Origin of the sequence: Ruegeria hyattellae (assembly GCF_041537925.1) — a bacterium.
Lineage (GTDB): Bacteria > Pseudomonadota > Alphaproteobacteria > Rhodobacterales > Rhodobacteraceae > Ruegeria_C.
This window is the reverse complement of the sequence record NZ_JBGOSH010000005.1, coordinates 255,560-271,687: the sequence shown is the minus strand read 5'-3', so window position 1 is coordinate 271,687 and position 16,128 is coordinate 255,560. Positions and strand designations below refer to the sequence as shown.

Annotated in this window: 15 protein-coding genes; 8 read left to right on the top strand and 7 right to left on the bottom strand. The window is 61.5% G+C overall.

Annotation, left to right across the window (positions count from 1 at the left end):
* Positions 1-25: 25 nt before the first annotated feature.
* Positions 26-1,012, bottom strand: coding sequence for a Bug family tripartite tricarboxylate transporter substrate binding protein (locus AB1E33_RS14660; protein ID WP_372578013.1), 987 nt, complete (start codon positions 1,010-1,012; stop codon positions 26-28).
* 106 nt (positions 1,013-1,118) lie between these two features.
* Between AB1E33_RS14660 and AB1E33_RS14655 the strand changes: the two genes are divergently transcribed.
* The 3 genes from AB1E33_RS14655 to AB1E33_RS14645 are packed head-to-tail and all read left to right on the top strand — an operon-like array spanning position 1,119 to position 4,158.
* A complete protein-coding gene (locus tag AB1E33_RS14655; RefSeq protein WP_372578012.1) occupies positions 1,119-1,784 on the top strand; it encodes a response regulator transcription factor in 666 nt (221 codons plus the stop codon).
* Positions 1,781-3,154, top strand: a complete 1,374-nt coding sequence (locus AB1E33_RS14650) for a sensor histidine kinase (protein ID WP_372578011.1) — start codon at positions 1,781-1,783, stop codon at positions 3,152-3,154. The genes AB1E33_RS14655 and AB1E33_RS14650 overlap by 4 nt, the downstream gene beginning before the upstream one ends.
* Positions 3,124-4,158 (top strand): ABC transporter substrate-binding protein, encoded by a 1,035-nt coding sequence (locus AB1E33_RS14645; protein WP_372578010.1) that lies wholly within the window; start codon positions 3,124-3,126, stop codon positions 4,156-4,158. Before AB1E33_RS14650 ends, AB1E33_RS14645 begins: the two co-directional genes overlap by 31 nt.
* Positions 4,159-4,170: 12 nt before the next feature.
* Here the strand turns inward: AB1E33_RS14645 and AB1E33_RS14640 are convergent, their stop codons facing one another.
* The 5 genes from AB1E33_RS14640 to AB1E33_RS14620 all read right to left on the bottom strand — a co-directional run bounded on the left by AB1E33_RS14640 (position 4,171) and on the right by AB1E33_RS14620 (position 9,398).
* Entirely contained in the window at positions 4,171-4,734 is a 564-nt protein-coding gene (locus tag AB1E33_RS14640) for a DUF4202 domain-containing protein (protein WP_372578009.1), read from the bottom strand.
* 72 nt (positions 4,735-4,806) lie between these two features.
* Positions 4,807-5,739 carry a sugar kinase gene (locus AB1E33_RS14635; RefSeq protein ID WP_372578008.1) on the bottom strand — a complete coding sequence of 311 codons (933 nt, stop codon included), beginning with the start codon at positions 5,737-5,739 and terminating at the stop codon, positions 4,807-4,809.
* A 21-nt stretch (positions 5,740-5,760) separates the two neighbouring features.
* Entirely contained in the window at positions 5,761-6,471 is a 711-nt protein-coding gene (locus AB1E33_RS14630; protein WP_372578007.1) for an FCD domain-containing protein, read from the bottom strand.
* 169 nt (positions 6,472-6,640) lie between these two features.
* A complete protein-coding gene (locus AB1E33_RS14625; protein ID WP_372578006.1) occupies positions 6,641-7,594 on the bottom strand; it encodes a 2-hydroxyacid dehydrogenase in 954 nt (317 codons plus the stop codon).
* A 7-nt stretch (positions 7,595-7,601) separates the two neighbouring features.
* Entirely contained in the window at positions 7,602-9,398 is a 1,797-nt protein-coding gene (locus AB1E33_RS14620) for an IlvD/Edd family dehydratase (protein WP_372578005.1), read from the bottom strand.
* Positions 9,399-9,538: 140 nt separating this feature from the next.
* On the opposite strand from AB1E33_RS14620, the gene AB1E33_RS14615 reads away from it, so the two are divergent.
* Entirely contained in the window at positions 9,539-10,438 is a 900-nt protein-coding gene (locus AB1E33_RS14615; RefSeq protein ID WP_372578004.1) for an NAD(P)-dependent oxidoreductase, read from the top strand.
* A 12-nt stretch (positions 10,439-10,450) separates the two neighbouring features.
* On the opposite strand, the gene AB1E33_RS14610 is transcribed toward AB1E33_RS14615, so the two are convergent.
* Entirely contained in the window at positions 10,451-11,110 is a 660-nt protein-coding gene (locus AB1E33_RS14610) for a GntR family transcriptional regulator (protein WP_372578003.1), read from the bottom strand.
* Positions 11,111-11,296: 186 nt separating this feature from the next.
* Between AB1E33_RS14610 and AB1E33_RS14605 the strand changes: the two genes are divergently transcribed.
* The 4 genes from AB1E33_RS14605 (at position 11,297) to AB1E33_RS14590 (ending at position 16,066) form a co-directional block, all read left to right on the top strand.
* A complete protein-coding gene (locus tag AB1E33_RS14605) occupies positions 11,297-12,316 on the top strand; it encodes a TRAP transporter substrate-binding protein (RefSeq protein ID WP_372578002.1) in 1,020 nt (339 codons plus the stop codon).
* Between the two features lie 89 nt (positions 12,317-12,405).
* Positions 12,406-13,572, top strand: coding sequence for a mandelate racemase/muconate lactonizing enzyme family protein (locus AB1E33_RS14600; RefSeq protein ID WP_372578001.1), 1,167 nt, complete (start codon positions 12,406-12,408; stop codon positions 13,570-13,572).
* Positions 13,569-14,438, top strand: coding sequence for a TRAP transporter small permease subunit (locus AB1E33_RS14595; RefSeq protein WP_372578000.1), 870 nt, complete (start codon positions 13,569-13,571; stop codon positions 14,436-14,438). Before AB1E33_RS14600 ends, AB1E33_RS14595 begins: the two co-directional genes overlap by 4 nt.
* Positions 14,438-16,066, top strand: a complete 1,629-nt coding sequence (locus AB1E33_RS14590; RefSeq protein WP_372577999.1) for a TRAP transporter large permease — start codon at positions 14,438-14,440, stop codon at positions 16,064-16,066. The genes AB1E33_RS14595 and AB1E33_RS14590 overlap by 1 nt, the downstream gene beginning before the upstream one ends.
* Positions 16,067-16,128 lie beyond the last annotated feature (62 nt).

Sequence of the window (16,128 nt, the reverse complement as noted above, 5' to 3'; positions counted from 1 at the left end):
GTTGAGCGAGTGGTTTACGCCCGGATCAGAGGAAGCCCAGCTTCTTCATCAGATCGCCAATGGTCTGTTCCTGGCCTTCGAGGAAGACCTTGAAGTCGTCGCCATTGTTATGGATGTCGACCCAGCCGTTGCGGTCACGGACTTCGGACCATTCCGGCGTGGCGTACATAGCCTCAAGCGCGGCCTGATAGGCGGCCAGCTTGTCTTCGGGCAAGCCGGGAGCGGCAAAGAAACCGCGCCAGTTCACAAAGGTGGTGTCGTTGCCCTGTTCCTTCATGGTCGGCGCATCGGGGAACGCATCCACGCGCTCGTCCGAGGTCACACCGATGATGCGTACCTCACCGGCCTTGGCCAGTTCCACCGCTTCCGAGAAGCCGGTCGAGACTGCCTGAACCTCGCCGGACAGCAGACCCGCCATGGTGGCGCCACCGCCATCATAAGGCACGTATTTCATGGCAACTGGATCAGCACCTGCCGCTTCCATCACCATGGCCGCGACCAAGTGGTCCATGCCGCCGGGGACCGAGCCGCCGCCAACGGCCACGCCGTTCGGGTCAGCGTTGAACGCCTCGATAAGCCCGTTCAGGTCCTGAATGTCGCCATCTGCGGGCACAACTAGCGCCGCGTAGTCACCGATGGTGCCAGCCACCAGCGTCAGATCGCGGAAGCTTTGCGGAAAGACGCCCGTCAGCGAACGGATCACGATGGGCGTCGAGTTCACCATCATTGTGCCATGCTGGCTGTCGGCGTTCTCGATCAGATAACCGATCGCCTTGCCACCGCCGCCGCCGGACATGTTCTCATAAGACGCGCTGCCCACCAGCCCCGCCTTGGTCAGTGCCTCACCGGTGCCGCGCGCGGTGCCGTCCCAGCCGCCGCCCGCACCGCCGGGAATGAGGAAGTGGATACTGTCGACAACCTGATCGGCTGCCATTGCGGCCTGGCCCCCAAAGCTCAGCGCGGCCGCGGTTGCGGCCATCATGACCCGGCGGGTCACGTTCATTCTTGTCATGGTGTCCTCCCGTTTGACAAAAGGCGGCTGGGCCGCCCATCACTAGAAGACAAACACGCAAAGCTGACACAAACCTGTCGCGGCGGATCAAAGCGAAGGCCCAAACATGCGGTTCCTGCTGGTGGAAGATTCAATGACGCTCGCTTCGGCGGTGCTGGACCGGCTGCGGCTGGACGGTCATGTGGTTGATCACGCACCCGATGTCGAGCAGGCCCGCGCCTTTGCATCTGCCGCTGATTACGACTTGATTTTGCTGGATATTATGTTGCCCGATGGCGACGGGCGAGACTTCTTGAAGTCGCACCGTCTGGCCCGGAACGAGACGCCTGTGATCGTGCTGACCGCACGCTCGGCAGTGTCGGACCGGGTCAGTGTTCTGGACCTTGGCGCGGATGATTACATTACCAAACCCTTCGATTTTTCCGAGCTTGAGGCCCGCTGTCGCGCGGTTCTGAGGCGGCGTGGCGGGGGTGCATCCACCGTACAGCGATTCGGAGATGTCACGTTCGACCCGCTGGCTGGAGCCCTGACTGTGGGTGATCGTCGTGTCAGCCTACGCAACAAAGAACTACGGTTGCTGGAGATTTTTCTGAGCGCGCCGGACAGGATTTTTTCCAAGCCCAAGCTGGTGGACCGCCTGTTCAGCTATGACGAAGATGTCTCGGACAACGCGATCGAGGTCTATGTGGGCCGGTTGCGCAAGCACCTCAGTGGATCGGATGTGGAAATCGTCACCGTGCGCGGCATGGGCTACAGGATATCGCGCGTATGAGCCGCTCCGCACAAGTCAGCGGCTCGATCCGCCGTCGCCTGATCGGTCAGCTGGTGCTTGGCTCGGCGGTGCTGGCCGCAGTACTGGTCTTGCTGGTAATCAACTTGGCCAGAAACGTGGCGCAGGACACGCAGGACAGTATCCTGATGGCCAGCGTGACCTCGATCCTCGACACGATGACCGTGAGGGATGGAGAGATTTCCGTCGACCTGCCTTATGCAGCGCTGTCGATGCTGGGCAATGTCAGCGAGGACCGGGTGTTCTACCGCATCCTTGCCGATGGTCAGTTGCTGACCGGATATGACGATCTGCCCGATCCCGGTGAGCCGGGCCGCGAAGGCGGCTACGTCACCGCACCATATGCGGAATCCGAAATTCGCATGGCCACCGCCGAGCGCCGCCTGTCGGTGGGAGGAACCCCGATCATGGTCACAGTCTCGGTCGCCCAGACCCGGCAGGGGCTGATGCAGACGCTGGCGCAGGTCTCGCGCATCGGCGGCGCGGTGGGGGTCGGGTTCTTTGTGCTGGCCGCATTGCTGGCGGTTCTGACCACGCAATCCGGTCTGCGCCCGCTGCGCGATCTGGCGGGCGCCGTGTCGCGGCGCGGCCCCAAGGACCTGCGCCCGGTCAAGGGGCCGGTGCCGCAGGAAATGGCGCCGCTGGTCACCTCGCTCAACTCGTTCATCGACCGCTTGCGCTATTCGCTGTCCCGATCCGAGGATTTCATCGCCGAAGCCGCGCATCGCGTCCGCACGCCGCTTTTTACCGTGCGCACCCAGGCCGAGATTGCGCTCAGGCGGGTCGAGCGTCCCGAAAACCGCGCCGCGATTAAAGAGATGATCCGCGCCCTTGACGAAAGCTCGCGCGCGGCCGGTCAGTTGCTCGACCACGCGATGGTCACTTTTCGCACCGATCATTTGGAGAAAGAGCAGGTTCGCCTTGTCGACCTGGCCGAAGAACTTGTCGACCGTCTGCGCCCGGTCGCCGATCTGCGCGATATCGGGCTGTCCACGCAAAGCACCGGAAACCCGGTGGTTCAGGGCGACGCCGTGCTGATCGAAAACGCGCTGCGCAACGTGCTGGACAATGCCATTAAATACTCTGCCACCGACGGTGATGTTTCGATGCGCATCGGTCAGCAGGGCGGGCAGAGTTTCATCGAGGTCCGCGATCATGCCGGAGGCTTCCCCGAAGGCGCTCTGCATCGCATGACCGAGCGGTTCGCGCGCGGCGACAACGCCGGTGGCACCGTCGGGTCCGGCCTTGGCCTGACCATCGGGCGCGAGGTGCTCGAGGCCCATGGCGGCAGGCTTGCCCTTGAAAACAAAGGAGATGGCGCATGCGTCACGCTGTGGTTCCCGGCCTCGTGATCGCGTTTTGGATGCTGTTTGCCAGCGCACTGCACGCCTATGAAATCGAAGGCGAGTTGCGCGTCGGTGACCCTGCGGCCGACACGCAATTGCGCATCATCTCGACCACCGACATCGACCTGTTCGAGCCGCTTCTGGCCGCATTTGTTGATGCAAACCCCAAGATTGCCATCGACTATGTGGTCGCCAGCAGCGCCGAGGTCATGAAAGCGGTACAAAGCGGCGACCGTTTCGATCTGGCATTGTCTTCGGCGATGGATCTGCAGACCAAACTGTCGAATGACGGCTATACGCAGCCCTACAGTTCGGCGGCCACCGATCTTGTGCCCGACTGGGGCAATTGGCGCGATCACCTCTTTGCCTTTTCGCAGGAGACAGTGACGCTGGTAATCTCACCCGCCGCCTTCGAGGGGCTGGAGATTCCGCAGACACGGCAGGACCTGATCCGCCTGCTGCGCGATCACGAAGACCGGTTCCGGGGCAGGATCGGCACATATGACATTTCGCAAAGCGGCGCGGGGTATCTCTTTGCCACGCAGGACGCGCGCGCCTCGGAAAGCTATTGGCGGTTGTCCGAGGTGATGGGAAATCTGGGCACGCGGTTCTTCTGCTGCACCAGCGAAATGATCGAGAAGGTAGCCACCGGTGAAATCGCCATGGCCTATAACGTGCTGGGCAGCTATGCGGCTGCCCGAACGGACCTGGCCTACGGTATCCGCATCGTCGAGTTGCAGGATTACACGATCATGATGCTACGCACCGCTGCCATCCTGCGCGACGCGCCCAATCCGGAGACCGCCGGTCTGTTCATTGACCATCTGATCCGCGCCGCCTGGGGCCCTGCCGAGCTCGACTATTACCCGTTCCCCCGCTTTCCTGCACCTGAGGGCGCCGTCAGCGCAACCCGCCGGCCGATCCGGCTGGGGCCGGGGCTGCTGGTTTATCTGGACGGATTGAAGCGCCGGGCTTTTCTGTCGGAATGGCGCGATGCAATGCGCTGGTGACGGGACATCCTGCTATTCTTGAAACGCCGCGGCCAAAGGCGCCGGCAAGTCAAACTCCGTCAAAACCCGCGCACGAGCCTCGGCTGACATCTTGCGCGCGGTTTTCTGAACGATGCTTTCGATCTTCTCGGGTGTATGTTTCTCAGCGAAGGGCGCGAAATACCATTTCAGAAACACGAAGCAGATCACATCCTCCAGCGCCTGCACCTCGGCATCGCGCTTGATGCCCTGTTTGCGCAGCATCCGGCCCGTGGCGTCGACATCCTCGGGACCATAGCCCTCGGTCTCCATCCGGGCGCAGACCAGTTCGGCATGATGCTCGGCTTGCGCGCGCCGCCATGCAAGATACCCGGCACGGCCTTCGGGATATGCGCTGCGTGCCAGTTTCCAGCGTTCCACATGCTGCCCGCGCGCGGCGATCTGCAACGGCTCTGAGGCATCGGGGACAAGACGCGCCAGTTCCTCGCTCATGCGCTGACCATAGAGCAGCGCTTCGGGTTGACCCTCGTCCTGGCGCGGGTCCTTTGCGTTGGTGGCATCAATGGCGTCGATTACACGGGTAAGGGCGGCTGTCATGGCGGGCTCCGGCTGTGGCTGTCGTAATGGCGGCCCCATAGGCGCAGCGTTTCCTTGGCTTGTCCAGATAGGCTAGAGTGCCATTTCATCGATGGGAATGATCGCGCCGCGATGCGCAATAACCCGTGCCGCCAGGTTGTGCCCACGGCGCATGGCCTCGTGATCGGTGCTTCCGCCCGCGATGGCCGCCAAGTAACCGGCGTTGAAACTATCACCGGCAGCCGTGCTGTCGATCACCCGCGCGACCCGCACCAGCCGGTCGGGCACTGTCTTGTCAGCCAAAGATAACGGCCCCTCGGCCCCGCGTTTGAGCGCGCCGCGCGTTACTCCCGCCCCGGCGAGCCGGGCCAGAACCGCATCCTCGCTGCTCTCACCGAACAGCGCCATCTCGTCATCGACCGAAGGCAGCGCCAGATCGGCCCGCGACCAGTACCGCATGGTCCAGTCCTGTGCCGCATCACGGTCCTCCCAGAGTGTCGGGCGATAATTGCTGTCGAAGGCAAACCATCCACCCGCCGCCCGGAATCTGTCGATCCGCTCAGCCAGCAGGGCACGGACAGAGGCGGGAAGAACCGCCAGTGTGATGGCCGAAAGATAGACCAGGTCGAATTGATCCAGTACATCCGGCGTTACCTTGCAGGGCGCCGAGAACAACGTGCGGGCCGCTGAATCTGAGCGCCAGTAGGTAAAGCTGCGCTCGCCGGTTTCATCGGTGTCGATGGCATAGAGGCCGGGGGACTTGTCCGCCCGCTGCTCGATATGCGTGGCGTCGATCCCGTGCGCGGCCATGTCGGCCAGGATGCGCGCGGAAAATCGGTCAGTTCCCAGTGCGGTCACGTATGATATCGGGGTGTCCGCATCGGGCAACAGCCGCTTGAGGTACACGGCCGTGTTATAAGTATCCCCGGCGAAGCCCAGCCGGATCTGGCCCTGCGGGTCAGAGGCCAGCTCGATCATCACTTCACCGATACAGGCCAGCCTGCGGATGGAACGCTTGGGCGTCATGGTCAGGTCTCTTTCTCAGTGTCAGATATCGCCAAAGGTGGCCCGCACCTGAGCCCAGGCTTCAGCAAGGTGGGTGCGCAAGGCCTCTTCGGCGGCGTCGGGATCGCGCATCAGGATGGCTTCGAAGATGGCCTTGTGGGCCTCGAAATTACGCCGATTCCGATCCGGCAGCCGCGGCATCCGCATCCAGTGCGGCGCCAGCCAGGTGGTATAGGCGCGCTGGACCGCAGGTAGCACGGGATTGCGTGAAATATTAAAGAAAACGGCATGAAATTGCGTATCTGTCAGATAAAATAGTTCGGAATCATTAATAGCCATCCGGTTCTCGTCAAGCGCGTATTTGAGGGCCGAGATATCGTCCCGCGTCGCGTCCTTGGCCGCCTGACGCACCAGCGCCGCCTCGACCATGATGCGGGTCTCGAACAGGTTGCGCACACCGCCCGGTTGGTCCAGCAGATGCCCGACCACGCCGCTGATGGTTTCGATCGCGGTATCGACTCCGGGTTTGCGCACCACCGGGCGAAATCTCGGGCGGGTCTCGACCAGTCCCTTGCCGGATAGCATTTGCACCGCCTCACGGACGACGGTACGCGAGATGTTGAACTCTTCCATCAATTCGCGTTCCGAGGGCAGGGGGTTACCATCCACTAACTGGCCGGTCCGGATCTTGCCCTCGAGAGCCCGAACGATCTGGTCAGCGGCTCGGCCCGCGCTTGTGCCTGTCTTTACCACTGCGGCTCCTATTTTGCGTGACTATGTGGAGGCGACGCAAGGATCGCCCCTGTTTTTGTCATACAAAATCGACAGTCCAATTGCAATCAGCGGTCGGTTTTCGCGACTTTTTCTATGAGATGGAAGTATTTGGTTATACCAAATAGGCGGCGTTTGGAAAATTTGCCTGCTATAGCAGCGGGCTGCATTCCGGCACCGGAGTTTTGACCTGCCCGCAGCGTTTGTGCAGCAACAGGTTCTCGGCGGCCAATTGACCCATCGCTGCGCGGGTTTCAAGGGTGGCGCTGCCGATATGCGGCGTCAGAATGGTGCGCGGATGGGCGCGCAGGGTGTTGGGGATGCGCGGTTCGTCCTCGAACACATCCAGGCCCGCCCAACCCAAGCGATCCTCTTGCAGGGCCGACGCAAGCGCGGCCTCGTCCACGACCGAACCGCGCCCGACATTGATCAGCACGCCTTGGGGGCCGAGGGCCGCGATCACCTCGGCATTCACCATGTGCCGGGTTGCTGTGCCTCCGGGTACTACGCAGATCAGCGCATCCACGGATTTTGCCAGGTCGACAAGATCGTCATGGAAAGCGTAACTGGTATCTTTCCGCGACCTGGCGGTATAGCGGATGGTACAACCGAAGGCTTCGAGCTTTCGGGCTATGGCCATGCCGATCCTGCCCAACCCCAGAATGCCGACCGACCGCCCATCCGCGCTGCGCGCCAGGGGCAGCTCTCTGTCTGTTTCCCAACGGCCGGTCCGCGCCTGCGCCATCTGTGCCTCCCAGTTCCGATAGCAGGACAGGTAGAGCAGAACTGCGGTACTGGCGACTTCTTCGTTCAGGACATGTGGAGTATGGGTCACCAACACCCCGCGCCGCACCGCCGCATCGGTGTTGATCGCGTCGTAGCCGACCCCGTTGCAAGAGATCAGTTCCAGAACCGGCAGCGCCGCAAGATAAGTGTCGGGCAATCCCAGATGCCCGTCGGTCAGCACATAGCGGATCCGCCCACCATTCTTTCGCAACCAGCGCAGCGGATCAGCCATGTCGCAGGACTGGTGCAGGGTGAATTCCGTCCCCAGCGTGGCGCGCATGTCCTCCGTTATCGGGGCCACAACAAAAACGTCGCGCATCAGGTCCTCAATGGTTGTCGCGGGGCAGAGACTTGCGTGAGATGTCGCGGTAGTCCGGTGCGCCCCGCAGCACCATGCCCTTGTCGAAAGGCTGTACCAATTCGCGGAAATATTGCTGCCAGGGCGATTGGCTTTCAGGCACGGGATAGCCGCCTCGTGCCTGCAAATCGACCCTGCGTGCCGCCAGTTCGGCCTCATCGAGCAGAATATCCGCCGTGCCCTTGGTCAGGTCGAACCTGACCCGGTCACCGGTCCGCAACAGTGCCAGCCCGCCGCCATCCGCCGCCTCGGGCGCTGCGTTCAGAATGGAGGGCGACCCGGAAGTTCCCGATTGTCGCCCGTCACCGACGCAGGGCAGTGCGTCAATCCCGCGTTTGAGCAGATAGGCGGGCGGTCGCATGTTGACCACCTCGGCTCCGCCGGGATAGCCCTTGGGGCCAGCACCGCGCATGAACAGGACGCAGTTTTCGTCGATCCCCTCTGCCGGGTCGTCGATCCGGTGGTGAAAATCTTCTGGCCCGTCGAACACCACTGCACGCCCTTCAAACGCGTTCGGGTCGTCGGGATTTGACAGGTAGCGGGCGCGGAACTCCGGACTGATCACGCTGGTTTTCAGGATTGCGCTGTCGAACAGGTTGCCCTTGAGGTTGATGAACCCCGCCTCGGGCTTCAAGGCCTGCGCCAGCGGTCGAATGACATCTGCATTGCTCGAGCGCATTGCTCCGCAATTGTCACCCATGCTCTGCCCGTTCGCGGTGATCGCATCCGGATGGGGCAGGAGCCCGGCGGCAAGCAACTCGCCTATCACTGCCGGGACACCACCGGCACGGTGGTAGTCCTCGCCCAGGTATTCTCCGGCGGGTTGCAGGTTGACCAACAGCGGCACCTGATGCCCCACGTCCTGCCAGTCGTCATTGTCCAGTGGCACGTCCAGATGCCGCGCAATGCCGTTCAGGTGGATCGGTGCATTGGTCGACCCGCCAATGGCCGAATTGATGACGATGGCATTTTCGAAGGCCGCACGGGTCATGATGTCGCTGGGTCGCAGGTCGTCCCAGACCATATCGACGATCCGCCTGCCGGTCTCATAGCTGATCTGCCCGCGCTCACGGTAGGGCGCCGGGATCGCCGCCGCGCCGGGCAGTTGCATGCCAAGTGCTTCGGCCAGAGAGTTCATCGTCGTCGCGGTGCCCATCGTGTTGCAATAGCCCACCGAAGGGGCAGAGGCGGCGGCGATCTCCATGAATTCGCTGTCGTCGATCTCACCGGCGGCCAGCTTCTCGCGCGCTTTCCAGATCACCGTGCCCGATCCGGCGCGCTCGCCCTGATACCAGCCGTTCAGCATCGGCCCGACGCTGAGTGCGATGGCCGGCACATTGACCGTTGCCGCCGCCATCAGCAGCGCCGGGGTGGTCTTGTCGCAGCCGATATTCAGCACCACGCCGTCGATCGGGTAGCCGAATAGCGACTCGACCAGCGACAGGTAAGCCAGGTTGCGGTCCAACATCGCCGTGGGCCGCTTGCCGGTTTCCTGAATGGGGTGTACCGGCACTTCCAGCGGTGTGCCGCCCGCTGCGATGATCCCGTCGCGCACGCGCTTGGTCAGTTCCAGATGGTGTCGGTTGCACGGGCTCAGATCGCTGCCGGTCTGGGCGATGGCTATCACCGGCTTGCCCGACTGCAACTCTTCCCGAGTAAGCCCATAATTCAGGTAACGCTCTAGATACAGCGCGGTCATTTCGGGGTTTTCGGGGTTCATGAACCATTGCCGTGATCTCAGGTCTTCGGGCTTTACTTTCGGCATGGTTTCCTCTCCCATGAGTTTTGTCGGACCAAATTTAACGTTAGCGCAATCAGACAGGATGTGGCGACGGGCTGCAAGGGCGAACTTGGCCGGGCACAGGTACGGGTCGATGCTGGCACGGTCTGGAAAGGGGTCAGCATATGCAATCAGAGATTAGGACGGCCTTGCTTGGGACCGGGCTGATGGGGTTTCCGATGGCGCGAAACCTGCTTGCCGCCGGGTTCGACACCGCCGTCTGGAACCGCAGCGCGGACAAGGCGTCCCCGCTGGCGGAGTTCGGCGCGCGGGTCGCTGCCACCGCCGCCGAGGGGGTCGACGATGTGGATATAGTGATCAGCATGCTGTCCGATGGCCGCGCGGTGCAGCAGCTTGCAGGGCAGGCGGATCTGCGCACGGCTCTGAAACCGGGCACGATCTGGATCGACATGTCCAGTACCAAACCGGACGAGGCGCGCGCGCTGACCGACAACCTGCAGCAAATCGGTGTCGAGGTACTGGATGCGCCAGTTTCCGGTGGAACACGCGGTGCCGAACAGGCGACCCTTGCGATCATGGTTGGAGGCGACCCTCAGGTTCTGGACCGCGCGCGCCCCGTGTTGCAGGCCTTGGGACGTCCCGTGCATGTGGGACCGAGCGGTGCGGGGCAATTGGCGAAGCTGGCCAATCAGACCATCGTTGCCATCACCATCGGCGCGGTGGCCGAGGCGACATTGCTGCTTGAGGCGGGTGGTGCGGATGTGACGGCGGTGCGCGACGCGCTCAAAGGTGGGTTTGCCGACAGCGCCATCCTGCAACAGCATGGCGCAAGGATGAGCGCGCGCGATTTCGCACCCGGCGGGCCATCGCGCCTGCAGGTCAAAGATCTGGACAACGCGCTGGCCGAAGCCGAGGGGTTGAACCTGGTTCTGCCCAGTGCGCGCGCGATCCGTGACAGGTTTCAACGCTATGTGGTAGAACTGGACGGTGCGGACCGTGACCATTCGGGTCTGTTCGAAGAATTGCTGGACCTGAACGGGCGCGCGGTACTGGACAAGCCCTGATAGCCACCGCGCCTAAGCCTCGGCGGTGCCGGGATCCAACGGAAGCAGATTGCGCGACAGGTGGTCGTGGATGCGCTGCCGGAGGAGCGCCTCGTCATGGGCAAGCGCCGCTTCGAGAATACTGCGATGTTCTTCCACATTTTCCGCAATGAAGGCAAATTCCCGGTCGCTGCTGATCATTTGCTGGCGAAACTGTTGATAGATGCGCGCATGGGTTTGTTTGAGGATATCCGACCCGCAGGCTTCGATCAGGGTCTGGTGGAATTCCAGCTCTGCCTCGGTCCAGAGCGTCAGCAGCATTGACGTCTCCCGACCGTCACCGATCCGGCTTTCGATATGGGACAGCTTATGATGGGCCGCCGCTAGCCGGGCCTCCCACGCGACACCGCCATTGCGGATCGACTGGCACGCGCCTTCGGATTCCAGAAGGATTCGGAATTGGGTCAGATCATGCTGCAGCGACGGTGACCGTTGCGGGATACGAAAGCCGCGCTGCTCCTGGAAGTCGACAAGGCCCACGGTGGACAGGCGGAACAGGGATTCGCGCACCGCGCTGGCAGAACAGTCATAGTCTTTGCGCAGCGCTTCCGGTCTAAGTCGTTGGCCTGGTGCAAATTCTCCGTTCACCACGCGGTCGCGCAGAGTGTCATGAAGTGAGGGGATAGCGGTCATGAGTCTGTTCCAATTGCCGGGTCAAAATATCCAAAAAATTTCGCTAAACAATAAGAATTACGAAATTTTTGAAAAATGCACAATTTTCTTGTCAGAAAAAGGGGGGCTGACTAGTTTAGTCATACCAAATGCGGCAGAGGGAAGAGGAGCCCTCCGCCGTATCTGCAAAAAACCAGGGAGGACATAATGAAATTACTCAGGACATTTTCGGTTGCGGTGTCGGCTGCGGCCTTGTCAGTCGGGGCGGCGCTTTCGGCCTCGGCAGAGACAACAACACTGCGGATCCAGACCCATTTCTCGCCCGAGACGCTGTCTGGTCAGTTGGCCAAGAAATTCGTCGATGATGTGACCGCCATGTCCAATGGCGAGATCGAGATCGAGATGTTTTATTCCTCTGCCGTCGTTAAGTCGGCCGAGACATTCGACGCGGCCGCGACCGGCATTCTCGATTGCGACATGACTGGCGGGGCCTATCAGACCGGCAAGAACCCGGCCTTCCAGTTCGCGGGTGACCTGATGGGTGGCTATGCCAACCCCTATCAGCAGATGGCCTGGTTGTTGCATGGCGACGGTCGTGCGAAGATCAACGAGCTTTATAACGGCCACAACATGCAGTTCATCGGCTGGTGGATTCCGGGGCCTGAATCGCTGTCCTCGACCAAGCCGATCAGCGGTGTCGAAGACTTCAAGGACTGGAAGTTCCGCTCGCCTCCGGGTATGGCGACGCTGGTGTTCAAGAACCTCGGTGCCTCGCCCATCGTGATGGATTTCAACGAGATCTTCACCGCGCTGGAAACCGGCATCATCGATGGCGCGGATGCGGCCAACCTGACCAACAATATCGGGCTGGGCCTGTATGACATAGCCAAGCACACCAACTATCCGGGTTTCCACTCGATGCCCGCCGACCACCTGGCCTGCCGGATGGATGTTTGGGAGGCGATGCCCGACCACCACAAGGCCATCATGGAAGTGGCCATGGATTCGCTCGCACTGCACAACGCCACACTGAACGAGGTCAAGAACGCGCAGAATGCCAAAATCCTGCGGGATCAGGGTGTTAACCTCTACGAATGGTCGCCCGAAGAGCTTGCCAAGTTCCGCCAGGCGGTGAAGGCGGGTTGGACCGAGTTTGCCACCACGCCGGAATCCAAGGAACTGCTGAACAGCCATATCGAGTTCCTGACCGGTATGGGCGCGATGTAGCGCAACACTCGTGCGTGGCACGATAAGCGAATGACGGCAGGGCGCATGTGCCCTGCCGAACCACTCAAAATCTGACAGACTGGCGCAGGATGAAGATCACCGGGATCACCAGCCATGTGCTGCAGTATGACCTGCCGGAACCGCTGGGCTATTCGCAGCAGTATTACAGCACGCGCAGCGCGCATCTGGTCAGGGTCGAAACCGATGCTGGGCTGACCGGCTGGGGCGAATGCTTTGGTCCGGGGACCGTGGCCATAGCCAACAAGGCCATTGTCGAACGGGTGATCCAGCCGATGGTGCTGGGCATGCCGGCGCTGGACCGCGACGTGATCTGGCACAAGGTCTACAATCTTCTGCGCGACCACGGCCAGAAAGGCATGCCGATGCAGGCGCTCTCGGGCGTTGATATTGCGCTCTGGGATATTGCGGGCAAGGCAGCGGGCCTGCCTGTCCACAAACTGATCGGGGGTGCCCATCGCAGCGATGTGCCGGTCTATGGCTACGGCATGATGCTGCGTGATGAGCCTGTCGCTGAACTGGCCTGCCGGTTTGAGGATGAGGCCGCCGCGATCCGCGAAATGGGTTTTGCCGCCACCAAAATGAAGGTGGGGTTCGGCCCGAAACCGGATGTCGAATTGGCCAGCGCCGTGCGCCGGGGGGTCGGAGAGGACTTTCCCTTCATGGTCGATGCCAACCACTGCTACACGACCAGCGATGCCTTCCATGTCGGGCGGGCGCTGGAGGAACTGGATGCATATTGGTTCGAAGAACCCGTGGCGCCCGAGGATCATGACGGCTATCGCGAATTGCGCGCCGGATTAAGCATCAACATATCGGGTGGCGAAGCAGAGTTCGGGCGCTGGGGTTGGCGTCGGATCCTGGAAAACCGGGGGCTGGATATCGCCCAGCCAGAGGTTTGCGCGCTGGGCGGGATTACCGAATATCTGCGAGTTCTGGCACTGTGCCACGCGCATTTCACTCCGGTGGTCAACCATGTCTGGGGTTCGGCCATCGCGGTGGCCACCAATCTGCAATTGCTGGCTGCGATGCCGCCCTTGCCAGGCGGGTTGCACCCGTGGGAGCCGATGTTGGAGTTCGACACGACCGACAACAGGTTCCGCGACGACCTGCTGCTGCAGCCGTTGGATATTCAGGGGCAGGTCAGGGCGCGCGCAGGCCGCGTCGCAATACCGGACAGGCCGGGCCTGGGCGTTGAGCCGGATCCGGATTTCATCCGGCATTATGAGATAACATGAGCAAGGGAGGGGACGTCTTGGAAGAGGAAACCGGTGGATTTTGGGAATGGGTGATCCCCCTTGCCTTTCTGATCTGCACGGGCTGGGCAATCTGGCACACGCCCGCCTATCTTCTGGATTTCATCCCGCCAGAGAATCCGAGCCTGTTCGACCAGATGAGCGAGCTGCATCAGCGCAAGGATGTCGCCCCCGGCCTGCCGGGCCTGTTCGGCGGGTTTGCCGATGCGCTGGACTGGGCCGCGCTGGTCCTGATCCCGATCATCTTCGTTATCGGCTGTCTCAACGTGAAGGTCGCGCCGATGGAATACACGCATTGGCGGTCGATCGACCGGATCGCCCTGTTCATTGGCCGGGTCACGATGATGATGATCATCTCGATGACCGGCGTGATGCTTTACGAGGTCTTCCTGCGCTACGTGATCGAGGCCCCGACACTCTGGGCGAATGAATTGACGCTCTGGATTGCGGGGTTTGTGTTCATGGCCTCGGGCATCTATGCGATGCAGCAGCGCAGCCATATTCGGATTTTCATCCTGTATGACCTCGCGCCGCGTTGGATGCAGAAACTGTTCGACACGATCTCGGTCGTGCTCCTGGCGATCTTTGCATTTTTCTTGGTCTACGGCAGCTACCACCAGGTATTCGTCACGAAATTCTACAAGTGGGAGATGTTCGGCACCGCCTTCGACCCGCCGATACCCGCCACCATGCAGCCCATGGTGCTGATCACAATCGTGCTGGTCGCCCTGCAGGCCTTGGTCAACCTGATCGCCGACTGGAACCTTGAGCCGACCGTGCACACGGCGGCGGACGATATCGACGAAGACGAGCTTGAAGCAATCAAACGCAGCGTGGGGTCTGACTGATGGATGTAGGAACGATCTCGCTTGTTCTGGTTTTTGGCCTGATCATCCTGTTGGCGATCGGGATGCCGCTGGGTTTTGCCTCGGCAGTGCTGGCGCTGGTGGTGATGATCATGAAGTTCGAGCCGGAGTTGATCTTCAACCCGCTCAGCTTTGGCGAAGGTATGCTGACCGGGCGCCCTGGCACCGGTGCACTGTATATCCTGACCCAGAAGATATTCGACCTGTTAACGGAATATGTGCTCATATCCGTGCCCCTGTTCATCTTCATGGCAGCGCTGCTGGAACGATCCGGCATCGCGAAAGAGATGTATAACGCGCTGGATTTTTGGCTCAGCCGGGTACGCGGCGGGATTGCGATCGTGACCTCGCTGATGGCGGTGATCATGGCGGCCATGTCTGGGATCATCGGCGGCGAGGTCGTGCTGCTGGGCCTGATCGCGCTGCCGCAGATGCTGCGACTGGGCTATAACCAGAACCTTGCCATCGGAACGATCTGCGCCTCGGGTTCGCTGGGCACGATGATCCCGCCCTCGATCGTTCTGATCATCTATGGTCTGATCACTGAGACCTCGATCAAGGCGCTGTTTACCGGAGCATTTGTGCCGGGTTTCATGCTGGCCAGTTTCATCATCCTCTATATCGTGATCCGGACCCAGCTGAGGCCCGAAGACGCGCCGCTGCCGGAACAGAAACCCGGCGATCCGACCGGGATTCAGAAACTGGGGATGTTCGCGGCTTTCCTGTCGATCCTGCTGGCGGGTGTTTCGGCCTTGTTGCTGGTGCGGGTGGGGTTCCTGACGCTCACCGGCCAGAACGCAGCGCTGGGCGAGAATGTCGATCCCATCGCGCTGGGCATGCCGCATCATATCCCGTGGCTGGCGATCAGCTTTGTGCTTGGGCTGGCTCTGATCTTCGTGGTCTTCGGGCGTGAGAGGTCGAAACTGGGCTGGGATCACGGCAAGGGCCTGGTGCCGCCCTTCACGGTGATCGGCGTGGTGCTTGGCTCGATCTATGGCGGCATCACCGGTATCACCGAGGCCGCCGGCATGGGGGCGATGGCGGTGTTCATCATTGCGCTCTTTCGGGGTGAGGCCTCGGTCGCGCTGGTCTGGGACAGCTTGATGCGCACGTTGCGGTCAACCGGCACGATCATCTGGGTCACCGTGGGCGCGGCGGCGCTGTCGGGGGCCTATACGCTGGCGGGCGGACCGCGTTACATCGCTGATCTGATCGTGGGGGCCGAGATGCCCACGATGCTGGTACTGCTGACCATGATGCTGATCCTGCTCTTCATGGGGGCGTTCATGGACTGGGTCGGGATCGTTTTGTTGATCATCCCGGTCTTTCTGCCCATCGTGCAGCGGTTGCCGATCGAAGAGATCGGCTTTATCGGCCAACTCAGCCCGCAGCATGTGTCGATCTGGTTCGGGGTGCTGTTCTGTATGAACATGCAGGTCAGTTTCCTGTCTCCACCCTTTGGACCGGCGGCGTTCTACCTCAAATCGGTGGCCCCTCCGCATATCTCACTGACCGATATCTTCCGCGGGTTCCTGCCCTTTATCGGGGTGCAGCTTGTGGCGCTGGCGGTGCTGCTCATCTGGCCGTCCATCGTGACCGTTCTGCTCTAGATTCGGGAGGGCTTTGCATGCTGTCAGATCGCCAATCCCATCGGTACCCATGGGGGGGAACC